Raw genomic sequence first — 16,610 nt, forward strand, 5'->3', positions numbered from 1 at the left:
TGCTTATGCTGATACCGGGAACGCTTGCACGCCTTATCAAATAAAAAAGACAATCCGAATTTCTTCAGGATTGTCTGAATAAATGGTTTTAGCCTAACTTAAGCAAAAACTTACAATGGCTGTCTCCTTGAGTTTGGCAGCAGGTTCTGGTCACGTTATCGGTTCCCAGAATATTTTTAAATAAATCTGTTTCACAGCGGCACGCGACTTTAAATTCTTTAGCCACAGAAAGAATCGGACAATTATATTCCGTTAATTCATATGTGCTGTCATCAATTTTGGAAAGGTCAGCCATATATCCTTTCTCATTTTGAATGGTCACCATTTCATCAAGCTTCTCGTCAGGTGTTCCTCTCTTCTGAAGCCTGTCCGAATATTCCTGAATCAGACGGGATTCTCTTTTTTTGAACAATTCCTGAATGGATTCTTCACCATACAGTTCTTTAATGTCCTGAAGGAATTCAATGCCGATTCCTTCGTAGTTTTTAGGGAAAAACTCCTCCGCTTTTTCTGATAAGGAATAGGTTTGAAGCGGTCTTCCAAGCGGCTGTTTCACTTCTTTTGCAATAAGTAAATGATCCTTTTCCAGCGCAGCAAGATGTTTTCTTACGGCCATATGGGTAATATTCAAACGTTCTGTTAATTCATTTACTGTGAGGGAGCCTTCTCTTTTCAATAGATGAAGAAGCTTTTCCTTCGTATTTTTGTGTGTCGTATTCATCTTTATATAACCTCCATTCAAAGATGTGGAGAAAAAATTCATAGTGGAATTCCTTTAATTATACAATAAAGTATAAAAAGTTGGAAGGGAAAGGGCTGAAGGATTCTGGAGTGTGTGTCAGGATGGTCTTCAAAAATAGTTTAGGCTTTAAGCAATAAATTTGATTTAGAAAAGAAACTGCGCTAATATGATTTTATACTTATTAAACTATTAAGTATAAAAAGTACATACTATTAGGAGGAACTAAAAATGACTACTTATTCTTTACCTGAATTATCATATGGATTTAATGCATTGGAACCAGTTATTGATCAGAAAACAATGGAGATTCATTATGGAAAACATCATCAGACCTATGTGAACAATTTAAATGCAGCCTTAGAAGGACAAAAAGAACTCCAAGAAAAAACACTTTCAGAGCTATTAGTGAATCTGGAAGCTGTGCCTGAATCCATTCGAACTGCTATTAGAAATAACGGGGGCGGACATTTAAATCATACATTGTTTTGGGAAGTAATCGCTCCTTCTTCAGGAGAAAGCCATGCGCCATCCGGCAAATTGCTGGAAGCAATCAATCAGGCATTTGGAAGCTTCAATCAATGGAAACAAGAATTCTCAGCGGCTGCGGCCAAACGATTTGGGTCTGGATGGGCTTGGTTAGCAGTTGATGCAAACGGCCAATTGAAGGTAACAAGCACTCCAAACCAGGATAATCCAATCATGGACGGCGACCGTGGAATCTTGGGCTTGGATGTTTGGGAACATGCCTATTACTTGAATTATCAAAACAGGAGACCGGAATATATTACAAACTTCTTTACCATCATTAATTGGGCAGTTGTGGCTGAAAAATATGAGGAAGCTTTGAAATAATAAAAATAGGAGGAATAAGGTGCCGGATAGGTTCCTTATTCCATGATCAAAATAATAGTAAAGGGGCAGGGATATGACAAACGAAAAAATATTTGACATAACCATTATTGGCGGCGGACCAGCCGGATTATTCGCAGCTTTCTATGCGGGGCTGCGCAATATGTCTGTAAAAATCATCGACAGTCTTGGCCAGCTTGGCGGCCAGGTTGGAGAACTTTATCCGGATAAATATATATATGACATTGGCGGTTTTCCAAAGATCCTGGGAAAAGATTTTATTCAAAATTTAATTGAGCAGGCGAATTATGCTTCACCTGAAATTTGCTTGAATGAGACGGTTTTGAATGTTGAAAAGCAAGAAGAGATCTTTACCTTAACAACCAGCAAAGGCAATCACCTGTCTAAATCGATCCTTATTACGGGCGGAATCGGAGCATTTGAACCAAGAAAGCTGAATGTAGAACATGCAGCGGATTATGAAGGCAAAAATCTCCATTACGCGGTAAAGGATTTAAGTTTGTTCAGAGATTCGAAAGTTCTGGTATGCGGCGGCGGCGATTCAGCTTTGGACTGGTCCTTAATGCTTAATGATATAGCGGAAAAAGTGACGCTGGTCCACAGAAGAGCGGAATTTAAAGCACATGAAAGCAGTGTTGATACGTTATACCAGTCAGATGTTGAAGTGAAAATTCCCTATACAGTTAAAGAGCTAAAAGGGGATGAAGAACAAATTCATTCGGTTATTTTGGCTGATAAGGAGGGAAATGAAGAAACGGTAGAAACTGACCATGTAATTGTAAATTACGGGAGCATCTCCTCACTGGGCCCGATTAAGAGCTGGGGGCTCGAGATGGAAAAGAACAGCATCCTTGTGAATTCAAAAATGGAAACGAATATCGAGGGGATTTATGCAGCAGGTGATATCGCTGCTTATGAAGGAAAAGTTAAACTAATTGCTGTCGGTTTAGGAGAAGCACCTATTGCGATTAACAATGCGAAAAAATATGTGGATCCATCTTCCAGGGTTCAGCCTCTTCACAGTACCAGCATCTTTAAATAGGAGGAAAAAAGAAATGAAACTGGTTGGCATTTCAGGTTCCTTAATCGGTTCCAAAACATCCAAGGCTGTTCATGAAGTATTGATGGAAGCAAAGACCTTTGATTCGGATCTGCAAATTGAATTGGTAGATTTGAAGGACTATGAAGTCGAATTTGTGAATGGAGCCCCGCTAAGTTATTATAACGATGATACGATAAAGGTAGTTAATACGATTTTAGCTGCTGATTTTTTAATCATTGGGACACCGGTCTATCAAGCCTCCATTACAGGAGCATTAAAAAATCTTTTCGATCATCTGCCGATTGATGCCTTCAAATCAAAGGTAACCGCTATGATTACAACAGGCGGTACAGATAAGCATCTTCTCGTAACGGAATATCATCTGCGGCCAATCCTTACGTATTTAAAGGGGCTGGTTCCCACAGGGAATGTTTTTGTGCATAACAATGATTTTGATGAAGAAAATGAAATTATTAATTCTGGTATAAATAATCGGATCAAAAAGCTGGCTGAAGAAATGGTTCTTCTGCAGCGCAATCTTCATGAGTAATGATATAAGTTCTGATAGCTGCCCTCATCCACAGAGCAGCTATTTTTTATACTGCTGACTAAGCGGGGGTGTATATTTTAGCAGAGAATGAATGAAAAATTTTATTTTCAAGTTGACAGGTAGGGATAATGTGGATTAAAATCATGTATATTAGAAAAAGAAATCATACAGCCGATCGGACCGCCGAAGGCATAATCCTATGACTCAAGAGGATTATGCCTTTTTTTATTACGATTTAAAGAGGAGAGAGGTGCAGCCTGTTGAAGAAATTATTTATTTTTGCCTTTATTGGCTTGTTTGCACAGTTAATTGACGGGGCGTTAGGAATGGCTTATGGCGTCACGTCTACTACACTATTATTAACATTCGGTATTGCTCCGGCTGTTGCTTCTGCTTCTGTCCACTTGGCAGAAGTTGTCACGACTGCAACTTCCGGTGCCTCCCATATCAAATTTGGGAATGTGGATAAGCAAACGGTTTATAGATTGATCATACCCGGTTCAATCGGAGCCTTTTTAGGAGCAGCCTTTTTAAGCAATTTGCCTGGTGATTTGGCGAAGCCCTACATATCTTTATTTCTGCTTCTATTAGGTGTTTATGTAGTCATTCGATTCTTATTTAGATTCCGTCCGCAAGAGGAGAAGAAAGGCGCAGAGCTAAGCCGTAAACAATCTATTCCATTAGGCTTAATTGCCGGTTTTGCTGATGCAACAGGCGGCGGAGGCTGGGGACCTATCACGACTCCAGTCTTGTTATCAAAAAAAGGAATGGCTCCTCGTAAAGTGGTGGGAACTGTTGATACTAGTGAATTTGCCATTGCTGTTTCTGCGACACTCGGTTTCCTTATCTCGCTTGGATGGGAAGAGGTAAACTGGCTTTGGGTAGGATCCTTGATGATCGGCGGTATTATTGCCGCTCCTATTGCCGCCTGGCTCGTGCAAAAGATTCATGCGCAATTAATGGGTGTGTTGGTGGGAGGCTTTATTGTTCTGGTTAATGCAAAGACTCTTCTGAGTACATGGATGGAAAATACAGCTGTCTATCCCTATATCTATATTGGAATGGCTCTTCTTTGGATTATCTCGATTATTTATACCGCAAGAAAAATTGGAAATGATAAAAATCTGAATCAGGAAAAAGTTAACTCTGACTAGACAACTAGAGGCTCTCGCAGATAAGTAATCTATTGCTTTGAAACGGGGGCCTCTTTCTATATATGTATTGCTGATCGGACGGCCGAAGGCACAAGGTAAGTATTTTAGTCTGAACAGGGGGTACTGGGATGAAATTGCGTTTTTTATGGACGATGGCACTAAGCGTCTTAGTCATAATAGGGTTAATGGGCTGCAGTGCTTCTTCTTCAAAAGAAGAGATTAGGGCATCTGGGGGAGATGAAAATGATAAAACCATTCATATAGGTTATCAAAAATTTGGCACGTTAAATATTTTACAAGCAGAAAAAAGCCTGGATAAAGCGCTGAAGAAAAAAGGGTATTCCGTAAATTGGACGGAATTCCCTGCGGGTCCCCAGTTATTGGAGGCATTGAATGTGGGAAGCGTTGATTTTGGACATACGGGAGAAGCGCCCCCCATCTTTGCGCAAGCTGCAGGAGCACCGCTCGTCTATTTTGCAAATGAGCCGCCGAACCCAAAAGGAGAAGCCATCATTGTACCCGAGGATTCACCAATTAAAAGCATAAAAGATTTAAAAGGAAAGAAAATTGCTTTAAATAAAGGGTCAAACGTCCATTATTTGCTTGTTAAAGCTCTGGAAAAGGAAGGAATTAACTATGAAGATATCGAGACGGCTTTTCTTCCGCCAAGCGACGCCCGGGCAGCCTTTGAAAAAGGAAATGTGGATGCTTGGGTCATTTGGGATCCATTCTTAGCCGATGCAGAGCTGGCATTAAAGGGAAGGATTATTGCGGAGGCAACAGACTTAGCGGCCAATAGGGAATTCTTCTTATCTACGAAAACATTCGCAGAAAACCATTCGGAAGCATTAGATATTATTTTTGACGAAGTAAAAAAAACAGAAGAATGGGTATCGGAAAATCCAAAAAAAGCGGCAGAATTTTTATCTCCGCAAATTGGAATGAATGTAGAAACATTGGAACGAACGTTAAATCGAAGAACGTTTGGATTAGAGAAAGTGACACCGGAAGTACTGAGTGATCAGCAGAAAATTGCCGATCAATTTCATAATCTTCAATTAATACCGGAAGAAATAAACGTGAAAGAAGCAGCCATTCATTAAATAAATGAAAAGGAGATGGAAGTTATGAACGTATTTTGGTTTATTCCAACACATGGAGATTCTAGATATTTAGGAGTGACAGCTGGAGGAAGAGAAGTGAATTTGCCTTACCTTAAACAAGTGGCGCAGGCTGTGGATTCATTAGGATATACAGGTGCTTTATTGCCAACTGGACGGTCATGCGAAGATTCCTGGGTGGTCGCATCCTCACTTATTCCCATTACATCACAGATGAAATTTCTTGTTGCCGTGCGTCCGGGATTATCTTCTCCTGCGCAGGCAGCAAGAATGGCGGCTACCTTCGACCGTTTGTCTAACGGACGGCTGCTCGTTAATGTTGTTACAGGCGGAGACCCGATTGAACTGGCTGGTGATGGATTAAAGTTAGGACATACAGAGCGATATGAGCTGACGGACGAGTATTTAACCATTTGGCGCGATTTATTAGAAAAGGGAGAAGCCGATTTTGAAGGAGAGTACTTAAGCGCGGAAGGCGGGAAATTGTTATATCCGCCGGTGCAAACCCCGTATCCGCCCCTATATTTCGGAGGTTCCTCACAGATAGGGCAAGAGGTAGCTGCGAAGCATGTTGATGTTTATCTGACCTGGGGCGAACCGCCTGCAAAGGTGGCAGAGAAAATAAAGCAAGTGAAGGAGTTAGCTGAAAAAGAAGGAAGAACGCTGCGCTTCGGTATCAGGCTTCATGTGATAGTAAGAGAAACAGAAGAAGAGGCCTGGAAGGCAGCAGATGAGTTAATTAAATATGTAGATGATGATTTAATCGCTGCTTCGCAAAAAGTATTTTCCCGTTTTGATTCAGAAGGCCAGAAAAGAATGTCGGAGTTACACTCGGGAAGCAGAGATAACTTAGAAATCAGTCCGAATCTGTGGGCTGGAGTGGGATTGGTCAGAGGCGGAGCTGGTACGGCATTAGTTGGAGATCCGCAAACAGTGGCACAGAGAATGAAAGAATATGAAGAAATAGGAATTGAAACATTTATTCTGTCAGGTTACCCCCATCTTGAAGAATCCTATCGGGTAGCTGAGCTCCTGTTTCCATATTTAGATATGGAAAAACCGAATGAGGTAAAAAATCCGGGAATTGTCAGTCCTTTTGGAGAAATCGTAGCAAATGGACTTTTACCAAAAAAATTAGAAGCAAAAAGGTGATAGAAATGAAGAAAAGTCTGAATCCATTTGTGCCATGGCTTGTTCCAGTGCTGCTTTTAGTCTCTTGGCAAATTCTTTCATCGACAGGAGTCATCTCATCCAGAGTTTTGCCTAATCCTATGGATATTGTAAAAGCAGCCATCGAGCTTGGGAAGTCTGGCCAGCTGTTTCATAATATCAATGTCAGTACAAAGAGAGCTTTTTTAGGCTTTCTTACAGGGGGAGGGATTGGGCTGGCGCTTGGCCTGTGGAACGGTTTATCGAAAACGGCAGAAACGCTGTTTGATACTTCCATCCAAATGATTCGTAACATTCCTCACCTTGCCTTAATTCCAATCGTGATTTTGTGGTTTGGGATTGAGGAGGAAGCAAAATTATTTTTAGTAGCTTTAGGTACATTTTTCCCCATCTATTTAAACACATTTCATGGGATCCGTTCTGTGGACTCATCCTTAATTGAAATGGGGAAGGTATATGGGCTAAAAGGGTTTCAGCTGTTCTGGCATATTATCTTACCAGGTGCTTTATCCTCGATTCTAGTCGGCGTGAGATTTGCCCTTGGAGTGACTTGGGTGACGCTGATTGTTGCTGAAACGATTGCAGCAAACTCGGGGATTGGCTATATGGCCATGAACGCCAGAGAATTTATGCAGCTGGATGTTGTTGTCCTGAGCATCATTTTATACGCCATTTTAGGAAAACTTTCTGATTATACAGCGAAGTTGGCAGAAAGGCGATTTTTAAAATGGAATCCGAATTTTCAAAAATAGGAGGATCGCCGTGAATACAGGGAAAAGAGCAAAGCTTGAGTTATCAAATGTCCAAAAATCCTTTGGCCGGCAGGATGTTTTAAAAAATATTGAACTTAAAGTGAACAAAGGGGACTTTATTGCGATTGTTGGGAAGAGCGGCTGCGGGAAAAGTACGTTGCTTCGATTAATAGCAGGCTTGGAATCAGTAAGCGGAGGGGAGTTACTGATAGATGGGAAACCGTTAAAGGAAAAGAACTCACCAGCTAAAATCATGTTCCAGGACGGCAGGCTGCTTCCCTGGAAAAACGTACAGCAAAATGTAGGCCTAGGTTTAAAAAAAGGAAGTCAAGATAAGATTGTCAGCCTGTTAGAGAAAGTAGGATTGGCCGATCGGGCTCAAGATTGGCCAAGTGTTTTATCGGGCGGTCAGAGGCAGAGAGTCGCCTTTGCCAGAGCCCTTGTACATGAACCGGAACTGCTGTTGCTAGATGAACCGTTAGGCGCATTGGATGCACTGACCCGAATGGAAATGCATCAGCTAATCGGAGATTTATGGAAAGAGAAAAAGTTTACAGCAATCTTGGTTACCCATGATGTAGAAGAAGCGGTGGCACTTGCAAACCGGGTCATTGTCATTGAAGATGGTGAAATTGCAATGGAACAGGTGATTAATCTTTCCTATCCAAGGCAAAGGGATCATCCGTTATATACGAAGTTAGTAAGCAAAATTTTATCTCGTATAGTAGGGGGAAAGGCTATTTCAACAGACGAATATAAAATTTCAAATTAATTCATAAGCTTTATTTTTTACCCTCTTATCATAGTAATTTTATGTGTTTTATAAGTTTATTGCTGCCGATCGTATTAACGAAGGACTGATCGTATTTGGTTAGGTTGCTTCTTTTAGAAGGAAGACTAAAAAAATCCTGGTATAACGATTCACAAAAAATAATGTAAGGGAGTCGATTAAATGTCAAAAGCAGCAATCATTACTGGGGAGCCGAATGATACTTCTCGTTTAAACGGAATTTTAGACTATGCAAGCAAGTATTTAGAAGAAAAAAAGGTGTCTTTTGAAACAATTCACGTGCACGATTTGCCTGCTGAAGATCTGATTAAAGCGAGATTTGACAGTGAAGCGATTATTCAGGCTGCTGAAGTTGTAAAAAAATCATCCGGAGTTCTTATTTTGACACCGGTTTATAAAGCGTCCTATTCTGGGATACTGAAAACATTTTTGGATTTGCTGCCCCAAAAGGGATTGGAAGGAAAGACCATTCTTCCTCTTGCTATAGGAGGCTCTTATGCTCATTTATTAATGATTGAGTATGCACTTCGGCCGGTCCTGTCTGTATTGGGAGCGAATCAATTTGTGAACGCTGTTTATACACTTGATCAACAGATTGAACGGACAGAGGGAAATCAATTTTTTATACATGATGAGCTACAAGAAAGACTGAAAACATCTCTTGATACATTTGCTGGATTAATCAAGAACGATAGGCCTCTTCAGCTTAAATAGGTTCTCACAGAAATTTATTTTTAAATCAATGTTTTTGAAAAACATCTACAGAGAAATAATCATTTTTCTATCTGACTTCTCACCTATTACTGGAATAAGGGAGGCTTTCAGAATGACTCATTTACGTAATGCAGTAACTCGAAGAAAGGAAGAGCTGATTCAGCAGCTGCTCGATTTAGGAATCTATAAAAAAGATGATCACCACTTATATGAACTCACTTTAACTGAAATTGAGAAAGAATATATAAAAGTAAGAGAAAAGATCAAGTCAACTGGATAGCTGACGACACTTTATTTTATATAGGAGGAAGAAGGAGGATGTCTGAAAAGCAGGGATATTGGAGAAACTTACTCAAACAACAAGAGAAAAGCTCCAAGAAAACAGCTATTTAAATCAGACAGATTTGAAATTCTTCCACAGATGTCAACAAATGTATTAACAGAGGGGTTTTTAATACGATCGATCAATGGTTTTATGAATAGGACATCATCCATATTCTTTCCAGAAGGATCTATATTCTCACTTCTCAATTAGGGTAAGGAAAGTCATTTGACCCTGAACTCACAAAAATTCATAAAATTTCTCCCTGGAGGATTGAAGAAGGTATTAGACGAATTTCTGAGGAGTCAGCATTCATATTTCGGAAGCTAATAGATCAGGCAGCTGAACAGGCTACTCTTTTTTGATAGATCGCTAAGAGAGGGCAAGAAAAACAGTGTTGACAGGACAGCATGCAGGCGATATAATTATCTCAAGTTCGAGATATCTTAATTAAAATTATTTTGAAGGAGGCCTCGTGGTTTTTTGTCAATATGAATTGCAAACATTACAGTTTTTTATAAAATATATGAAATGATTCTTTTGAGAGTAAGGAAGCAAGAGTTCGTAATTTTTTACTAATATCTCGAATTCGAGATAAAAATATGGAGGAATAAAAATGATAAATATTGGATTATTATTGATTAGATTAGTTATTGGGGTATTGTTTATTGGACACGGATCTCAAAAATTATTTGGCTGGTTTGGCGGCTATGGATTAAAAGGCACTGGTGGCTGGTTTGATTCCATTGGTATGAAACCAGGTGTAACAATGGCTTTATTCGCTGGTTTGGCTGAACTCGTGGGAGGAATCTTATTTACTTTAGGACTTATCACTCCGATTGCCGGAATTATGATTGCTGTAACGATGATCATGGCTATTGTGAAAGTGCATGCACCTAATGGATTATGGGCAACGGCCAATGGATATGAATATAACCTAACTGTACTCGCAGTTGCTATTGGTATTGCACTGATCGGTCCTGGGCAATACTCATTAGATGCACTCTTTTTCTAATCTATCTTGAATTAAATATGTTTTAATTAAAGAGGGAGTGTTTGACATGACAGACTTTACCCAGTTGATAAAAGAAAGAAGATCGGCCAGTAATTTTCTTCCGGGTTATAAAATTACACAACCAGAACTGGAAGAAATCTTTGAATTAACCAAGCTTGCCCCATCTGCCTTCAATCTTCAGCATACGAATTATATTGCTGTAACGGATCATAATCTTAAAGAGAAAGTAAGGGGAGCGGCAAATGGGCAATATAAAGTATCGAGTGCTTCAGCCGTCATCCTGGTTCTGGGAGACAGAAAGGCTGTGCAGCAGGCGCCTAAAATCTATGAAGGTTTAGAAATGTTAGGAATAGTTAATAGGCAGGAATACGAGGACATGGTTCGTGATACGGTCTCTTTTTATGATACACGAGGGCAGGAATTCGAAAAGGATGAAGCCATTCGGAATGCGTCTCTTTCAGCTATGCTTTTTATGCTGGCCGCTAAGGATAAGGGCTGGGATACATGTCCGATGATAGGGTTTGAACCAGCAGCATTGAAAAATATTTTCCACATTGATGATCGTTATGAAGCGGTATTAATGATTGCTTTAGGAAAAGAAAAAGTACAAAGCAGACAGCCGCGCGGCTATCGAAAACCAGTAAGTGAATTTGTTACGTTTCTTTGAGATGAATAGGAGTGTATGAAAAATGACTAAACAAACGATGGGAATCCATCATATTACAGCAATTGTAGGTCACCCGCAGGAGAATGTAGATTTTTATGCCGGAGTTTTAGGATTGCGGTTAGTGAAGAAAACAGTAAACTTTGATGACCCGGGCACATACCATTTGTATTTTGGAAATGAAGGCGGGAAACCAGGTACTATTATCACATTCTTTCCATGGGCAAATGCACATCAGGGGAAGATTGGAGACGGGCAAGTTGGCGTAACGTCTTATGCTGTTCCCATTGGAGCCTTAGGATTCTGGGAAAAACGGCTGGAGAAGTTTCAGGTTCCTTTTGAAAAAAACGAACGTTTTGGAGAACAATACTTACGTTTTGATGACCCGCACGGACTTCACTTGGAACTTGTGGAACGAGAAGGGGAAAATAATGATTGGAGCTTTGGCGATGTGACACCGGAAACAGCGATCAAAGGGTTCGGAGGAGCAACCCTATTCTCCTCACAGCCGACTCAAACAGCAGATTTATTAGAAAATATCATGGGGCTGAAGGCTGTTGGAGCAGAAGGGAATATGACCCGTTTTCAGTCTCCGGCCGATATCGGGAATATTATTGATCTTAAAACAATCGCATCCGGACATGGCAGGATGGGAGTAGGAACCGTCCATCATATTGCATGGAGAGCTGAGGATGACCAAGATCAGCTGGAATGGCAAAAATATATTGCAGACAATGGATATCGGGTTACACCGGTTCAGGATCGGAATTATTTCAATGCGATTTATTTTAGAGAACATGGAGAAATTTTGTTTGAAATTGCAACAGATCCTCCGGGTTTTGCCATTGATGAGTCACAAGAAACAATGGGAGAAGCCTTAATGCTTCCTGAACAATATGAACAGTACAGAGGCCGTTTAGAACAGACTTTGCTGCCGGTTGAAGTAAGAGAATTAGACTAATCAGTGAGGAGAGGATGTCTATGCTTTCGATTGATCCAGCCCAAAATACGGAGAGAGAAAACTATAAGTTTTTAACGGGAAGTATTATCCCAAGGCCGGTCGCTTTTGTAACAACCATTTCCAAAGAGGGAACGTTAAACGGTGCGCCCTTTAGTTATTTTAATATAGTTTCTGCAGACCCTCCTATGATTTCCTTATCGATACAGCGATCAGCTGGAAGCCAGAAGGACACAGCCCGAAATATTATTGAAGCAAAAGAATTTGTGGTTCATATTGTCGATGAAAAAAATGTAGAAAAAGTCAATCTAACAGCGGCTTCACTTCCGGCTGATCAAAGTGAGATTGAAATGGCACAGCTAACGCCGGAAGAAAGCGTGAAAATTGCCGTTCCGGGAGTTAAAGAAGCAAAAATCAGAATGGAGTGCACGTTAGAACATGCATTAGAATTAGGGGATTCTGATTCTCCGGGTTGTGATTTCATTATTGGTAAAGTGGTTCAATATCATATTGAAAGCGATATTTATGAAAAAGGAAGAATTAATCCGACTGGATTGGCAGCGGTAAGCCGGCTCGCTGGCACAAACTATGCCAAAATAGGGGAACTATTTTCTCTCGAGCGTCCCAAATAGTCCGAATCTGGAGAATGGAGAGGGTGGCAGTGCAAACAACGCAAGGGATTCATCATATCTCAGCAATGGTCAATGATGCGCAAAGAACGATTGATTTCTATTCAGGTGTACTTGGACTGAGCCTGGTAAAAAAAACGGTAAACTATGACCGTCCTGAAGTCTATCATCTCTATTTCGGTAACGAATCCGGCCGGCCGGGAACGGTCATTACCTTTTTCCCTTGGCCTAAACAATTAAAAGGCAGAATTGGTACTGGCCAGGTCGGCACTGTCAGCTATCTCGTCCCTGCAGGATCTATGGAATTTTGGAAAAGCCGGCTGCAGCAATTTGGAATCGAATATGTCACGGCTCTTCGTTTTGAAGATAGGACGCTCACGTTTCAGGATCCAGATGGTCTTGAACTGCAGATAATCGAACGGCAGGAAGGTCCGGTGAATGAGCAGACGTTTGGCGGAATCCAAACCAAGCATGCGATTATAGGATTTGGCGGAGTGACGCTGCTTTCGGCACATCCTAATAAAACAGCAGATGTGCTTGAACATGTATTAGGCATGAAATGTGCGGGAGACGAAGAAGGGTTCCTCAGATTTAAATCAGAATCACAGCTTGGCAATATGATTGATATAAAATTAAGCCCTTCTGTCAGGGGCTTGATGGGGGCGGGAACCATTCACCATATAGCTTGGAGAGCAAGGGATGAAGAGGAACTGCTCCGTTGCAAATCAGTTCTTGAAGATCAGGGCTATTCTCCAACAGAGGTTCGCGATCGAAAGTACTTTAAAGCGGTCTATTTCCATGAAGGCGGAGGAATCCTCTTTGAAATCGCAACCGATTTGCCGGGATTTACCGTGGATGAACCGCTTGATGAACTTGGAGAGAAGCTTATGCTGCCATCGTGGCTTGAGTCTAAAAGGGACGAATTGGAGGCCAGTCTCCCAAGCATAAAAGCCCACGGTCAGAAGACATTGAGGAAATGAGAAAAAATCTTAAATTTATTAATCCTACTAACGTTTTCCTATTGGGTAACAGATGACCTACCCCTTTTTGAGGGAATCCTTTAGAGACACTTGAACCATTAAGCTATGTTTCTAATACAGACTGTTCGGGCATTATATGTAGGAGTTCTCTGGAAGGAGTGATAGGGAAAACATAGGATGACAGAAAATGCAGGGGTGCTTAATGATGGGCTTTTTGAATAAGTGGTTCGGAAAATCAACTATAAAGGAGACTGAAAAAATGGGAAATATTAATCTGGCGGTCATATATTATAGTATGGGCGGCACAAATTATCAATTATCTAAATGGGCTGAAGAAGGTGCAAAAGAATTAGGGGCTGAAGTAAAAGTATTAAAAGTGCCTGAACTTGCCCCGCAGTCAGCCATTGATGGAAACCCGGCCTGGAAAGAGCATGTGGAGGCTACAAAAGATGTGCCAGAAGTGAAATTAGAGGATCTGGAGTGGGCAGATGCCATTATTTTCAGTGTCCCGACCCGCTTTGGAAATATGCCATCCCAGATGAAACAATTTTTAGATACAACCGGCGGACTTTGGTTTAATGGGAAACTTGTCAATAAAGTTGTCAGTGCGATGACTTCTGCCCAAAATCCACATGGCGGACAAGAAGCCACTATCTTATCTCTATATACAACGATGTACCATTGGGGTGCTATCGTTGCGACTCCCGGCTATACAGATCCGGTTACATTTGGAGCAGGCGGCAACCCTTATGGCACAAGTGTTACTGTTGGCCAAGACGGAAAAATGGTCGAAGACGTAGAAGCTGCTGTTAAGCATCAGGCTAAACGCACTGTTACAGTGGCTGAATGGGTGAAAAAAGGAAATCAATAATCGTTTCCAGAGCCAATCATTATAGGGATTGGCTCTTTTTTATTGCTTTCGTTGAAGCGGCAAATAAAAAACACAACATAAGGTGTTTACTCTCTCATGGCACCTGCCTCCCGGGAAGTCATGGCCCCCCGGCCTTCGCTTACATCTTTTTGAATTTCCTGTTTTACTTTTTTGGCGTGGGCTGTAAGATCTTCTGATTTCAAAGTGCCTGAAGTCCTTTTAGCTTGTTCGTCCTGCTGCATACGTAACCTCCTCGAGTAAGGAATCGTTTGCTTTTATTTTCCGCAAAAAGAATCGATTTATTCAAAGACACCACGCTATATATAGAAGGATTAGTGAAGAAAAGAGGAATATTTCTGCAATCCTTCCGTTTGCCTTCTATATTGTCGGCAGCGAGATTCGTTTACTTTTGGCTATAATAAATAGTAACTAATTGGAATGTCAATAAGGCTTTTGGAGGCTCTTTATTAAGGTGTTTTTTCACCTCGATAAAGGGCCTTTTTATTTGTGATTGAAAAGAAAGGAGAGGTGCTCATGGAGGAAAAGGAGTGGAAGGGTGTGGAAGATAAGCGGAACTCATTAGTAAATCAATTAATTGCATGTAACTGGTTTAAGAAAGACGGTTTTATTTCTTTTAATGATTTAACGTTAAAGCAAGCAGAAATCGAATATCGAAAGTTTCTTTCCGAAAGTCATCCGCATGATAGCTTGGATTCTCTGAGATGGATAAGCAGAAAATGTTAAATTAGGACAGAAAAGAGGCAGGAAGAAGGAACCCTTGGGTCATCCTGGGGTTCCGCCTGCAGAAGAAATCTTTTTACGTGAGCCTTTTAAAAGGTTATGAAGAAGTTTCTGCTGCCGCTGATCTGGGCCTGGATGCTTTAAACCAGTGGAAACAAAGAATGCTGATTAGAGCGATGTCAATCAGATCACCGCCATAATACATAAGCATAGCTCCAGTCTGTGCTTGTCCTGTGGGGACTCTGTCAGGCGGATGAGCATAAATGTACTTAGAGAGAATCCCATGTCCGGCCAAAGCGACAATAAGGACTAGGGAACGGAACAAAAAAGAAAAACGGCGATGTACGGGATCTATATAAATCATCGACATGGTAAACAAATAGCCCGCAAGGAAGACATGGAAATGGACGAGCAGATGCACGAGAGGAAACGTATGTATAAGTGAAAAGAGACTCGTGGTGTACAATAACCAAAGCCCTCCGATGTTCAAGATGGAGGCTATAATCGGGTTAGATAATAAAACAAACGGCCAGGTCCTTAAAAACATTGAAACCTTTCTTGCTGCCGATGTACGGAGCGACCGCATTAGCAGGGTCATTGGAGCACCGAGTACCATAAGTAAAGGGGAAGCCATTCCTAACAATAAATGGCCGAGCATGTGCACAGTAAAATCTGCATGAGCAGCATCGGCCACTGGCCCGGCAACGGCTAAAACAGCCAAAAACAGGCCAAAAGTCCAGCAAACCGTCCGATAGATTGGCCATGGTCTATACTTTCTGCTTGAAAGAACTGCAGCAAGAAAATATAGAACGAATGCCAACGCAAACGGTCCCGATAAAATTAGCTGTGTCAACATTTCGCTTCCAGAGTGAATGTGTGTTTCGCCTGCATGATAAAAATAAACATTCATATTAGCCAGCTCTTTTCGTTTAGTGTGGAGCGTTACCTTTTCTTCTTGTTTGGACAATGAGGATGAGGCCGGCAGCCACTATAATAAAGGCTGCAATATTCCAGATCATATCGTAAACGAAAACGTTATCCACATAACGGATCTGATGCAGCTTCATCAGCTTGTGCTGGATGATCCCATCGTATAATTGAAATCCTCCTGCCCCAAGGAGCATTCCTCCCCACCAGCGCTTGTGCCATAGAGCATTTCTTCTTCTGAGATCGGCGAGAAGAAATAAACTGGCAATGGTAGCAAACCAACTGAAAGCGTGAAACAGTCCGTCTGAAATCAGTCCTATATCCGTAGTGGACTTGTCGTAAAAATGATGCCAGCGCAATAATTGATGGAAAATGGTTTCATCAATAAAAGCAGCCAGGCCGATACCAAATAGAGCCCCTGACAGTAAGTTCCGTCCTGAATAGACAGAGCATTTCGTTTTCATTGAAATTCCCCTCCTTTTAAGAAGCCTGTTGTTCTATTATTCCTTTAAAACCCTTAAAGAAAACAAGTGATGGAGAAAGATTAGGGCAAGCTGGATTTTGTCTCCTTTTGTCTTTGTTGGTTATATATACAGTG

General features: G+C 41.1%; 21 protein-coding genes. 17 read left to right on the forward strand and 4 right to left on the reverse strand.

Features of this window, described 5'->3' with window-relative positions; all coding sequences use genetic code 11:
- Positions 1 to 88: 88 nt before the first annotated feature.
- Positions 89 to 721 (reverse strand): helix-turn-helix transcriptional regulator, encoded by a 633-nt coding sequence (locus tag BQ4305_RS16095; protein ID WP_110928715.1) that lies wholly within the window; start codon positions 719 to 721, stop codon positions 89 to 91.
- Positions 722 to 970: 249 nt separating this feature from the next.
- On the opposite strand from BQ4305_RS16095, the gene BQ4305_RS16100 reads away from it, so the two are divergent.
- From BQ4305_RS16100 to wrbA, 16 genes are all read left to right on the forward strand, one after another.
- Positions 971 to 1,594: a superoxide dismutase gene (locus BQ4305_RS16100; RefSeq protein WP_110928716.1), complete on the forward strand. Its 624-nt coding sequence runs from the start codon at positions 971 to 973 to the stop codon at positions 1,592 to 1,594.
- 73 nt (positions 1,595 to 1,667) lie between these two features.
- Positions 1,668 to 2,654 (forward strand): NAD(P)/FAD-dependent oxidoreductase, encoded by a 987-nt coding sequence (locus tag BQ4305_RS16105; protein WP_110928717.1) that lies wholly within the window; start codon positions 1,668 to 1,670, stop codon positions 2,652 to 2,654.
- Between the two features lie 13 nt (positions 2,655 to 2,667).
- Positions 2,668 to 3,204, forward strand: a complete 537-nt coding sequence (locus BQ4305_RS16110) for an NADPH-dependent FMN reductase (protein WP_110928718.1) — start codon at positions 2,668 to 2,670, stop codon at positions 3,202 to 3,204.
- Positions 3,205 to 3,464: 260 nt separating this feature from the next.
- The gene (locus BQ4305_RS16115) at positions 3,465 to 4,358 is read left to right on the forward strand and encodes a sulfite exporter TauE/SafE family protein (RefSeq protein ID WP_110928719.1); all 894 of its coding nucleotides are present in this window, start codon (positions 3,465 to 3,467) and stop codon (positions 4,356 to 4,358) included.
- A 128-nt stretch (positions 4,359 to 4,486) separates the two neighbouring features.
- Positions 4,487 to 5,461, forward strand: a complete 975-nt coding sequence (locus tag BQ4305_RS16120; protein ID WP_110928720.1) for a sulfonate ABC transporter substrate-binding protein — start codon at positions 4,487 to 4,489, stop codon at positions 5,459 to 5,461.
- Between the two features lie 24 nt (positions 5,462 to 5,485).
- Positions 5,486 to 6,631: an FMNH2-dependent alkanesulfonate monooxygenase gene (gene ssuD / locus BQ4305_RS16125; RefSeq protein ID WP_110928721.1), complete on the forward strand. Its 1,146-nt coding sequence runs from the start codon at positions 5,486 to 5,488 to the stop codon at positions 6,629 to 6,631.
- Between the two features lie 5 nt (positions 6,632 to 6,636).
- Positions 6,637 to 7,401 carry an aliphatic sulfonate ABC transporter permease SsuC gene (gene ssuC, locus BQ4305_RS16130; protein ID WP_110928722.1) on the forward strand — a complete coding sequence of 255 codons (765 nt, stop codon included), beginning with the start codon at positions 6,637 to 6,639 and terminating at the stop codon, positions 7,399 to 7,401.
- Between the two features lie 10 nt (positions 7,402 to 7,411).
- Positions 7,412 to 8,173, forward strand: a complete 762-nt coding sequence (locus BQ4305_RS16135) for an ATP-binding cassette domain-containing protein (RefSeq protein WP_110928723.1) — start codon at positions 7,412 to 7,414, stop codon at positions 8,171 to 8,173.
- Between the two features lie 180 nt (positions 8,174 to 8,353).
- Positions 8,354 to 8,905: an NADPH-dependent FMN reductase gene (ssuE, locus tag BQ4305_RS16140; RefSeq protein ID WP_110928724.1), complete on the forward strand. Its 552-nt coding sequence runs from the start codon at positions 8,354 to 8,356 to the stop codon at positions 8,903 to 8,905.
- 112 nt (positions 8,906 to 9,017) lie between these two features.
- The gene (locus BQ4305_RS16145) at positions 9,018 to 9,185 is read left to right on the forward strand and encodes a Fur-regulated basic protein FbpA (RefSeq protein ID WP_110928725.1); all 168 of its coding nucleotides are present in this window, start codon (positions 9,018 to 9,020) and stop codon (positions 9,183 to 9,185) included.
- A gap of 658 nt (positions 9,186 to 9,843) precedes the next feature.
- Positions 9,844 to 10,242, forward strand: a complete 399-nt coding sequence (locus BQ4305_RS16150; RefSeq protein WP_110928726.1) for a DoxX family protein — start codon at positions 9,844 to 9,846, stop codon at positions 10,240 to 10,242.
- 46 nt (positions 10,243 to 10,288) lie between these two features.
- Positions 10,289 to 10,909, forward strand: a complete 621-nt coding sequence (locus BQ4305_RS16155; RefSeq protein WP_110928727.1) for a nitroreductase family protein — start codon at positions 10,289 to 10,291, stop codon at positions 10,907 to 10,909.
- A 22-nt stretch (positions 10,910 to 10,931) separates the two neighbouring features.
- A complete protein-coding gene (locus tag BQ4305_RS16160; RefSeq protein WP_110928728.1) occupies positions 10,932 to 11,867 on the forward strand; it encodes a ring-cleaving dioxygenase in 936 nt (311 codons plus the stop codon).
- A 20-nt stretch (positions 11,868 to 11,887) separates the two neighbouring features.
- On the forward strand, positions 11,888 to 12,496 hold the full coding sequence (locus BQ4305_RS16165) for a flavin reductase family protein (RefSeq protein WP_110928729.1): 609 nt from the start codon (positions 11,888 to 11,890) through the stop codon (positions 12,494 to 12,496).
- 29 nt (positions 12,497 to 12,525) lie between these two features.
- Entirely contained in the window at positions 12,526 to 13,473 is a 948-nt protein-coding gene (locus BQ4305_RS16170; protein ID WP_110928847.1) for a ring-cleaving dioxygenase, read from the forward strand.
- A 205-nt stretch (positions 13,474 to 13,678) separates the two neighbouring features.
- Positions 13,679 to 14,344, forward strand: a complete 666-nt coding sequence (wrbA, locus tag BQ4305_RS16175) for an NAD(P)H:quinone oxidoreductase (protein WP_110928730.1) — start codon at positions 13,679 to 13,681, stop codon at positions 14,342 to 14,344.
- An 86-nt stretch (positions 14,345 to 14,430) separates the two neighbouring features.
- Here wrbA and BQ4305_RS21595 read toward each other — a convergent pair whose 3' ends face one another.
- Complete coding sequence (locus tag BQ4305_RS21595; RefSeq protein WP_199880712.1) at positions 14,431 to 14,586, reverse strand: hypothetical protein; 156 nt, start codon at positions 14,584 to 14,586, stop codon at positions 14,431 to 14,433.
- Positions 14,587 to 14,878: 292 nt separating this feature from the next.
- Here BQ4305_RS21595 and BQ4305_RS16180 point away from each other — a divergent pair, with 292 nt between their 5' ends.
- The gene (locus BQ4305_RS16180; RefSeq protein WP_110928731.1) at positions 14,879 to 15,088 is read left to right on the forward strand and encodes a Fur-regulated basic protein FbpA; all 210 of its coding nucleotides are present in this window, start codon (positions 14,879 to 14,881) and stop codon (positions 15,086 to 15,088) included.
- A gap of 94 nt (positions 15,089 to 15,182) precedes the next feature.
- Here BQ4305_RS16180 and BQ4305_RS16185 read toward each other — a convergent pair whose 3' ends face one another.
- Positions 15,183 to 15,995, reverse strand: a complete 813-nt coding sequence (locus tag BQ4305_RS16185; protein ID WP_110928732.1) for a cytochrome c oxidase assembly protein — start codon at positions 15,993 to 15,995, stop codon at positions 15,183 to 15,185.
- 19 nt (positions 15,996 to 16,014) lie between these two features.
- Positions 16,015 to 16,476, reverse strand: coding sequence for a DUF2243 domain-containing protein (locus BQ4305_RS16190; protein ID WP_110928733.1), 462 nt, complete (start codon positions 16,474 to 16,476; stop codon positions 16,015 to 16,017).
- Between the last annotated feature and the right edge of the window lie 134 nt (positions 16,477 to 16,610).

The sequence above is a fragment of the Bacillus massiliglaciei genome (assembly GCF_900098925.1).
GTDB lineage: Bacteria > Bacillota > Bacilli > Bacillales > DSM-1321 > Peribacillus > Peribacillus massiliglaciei.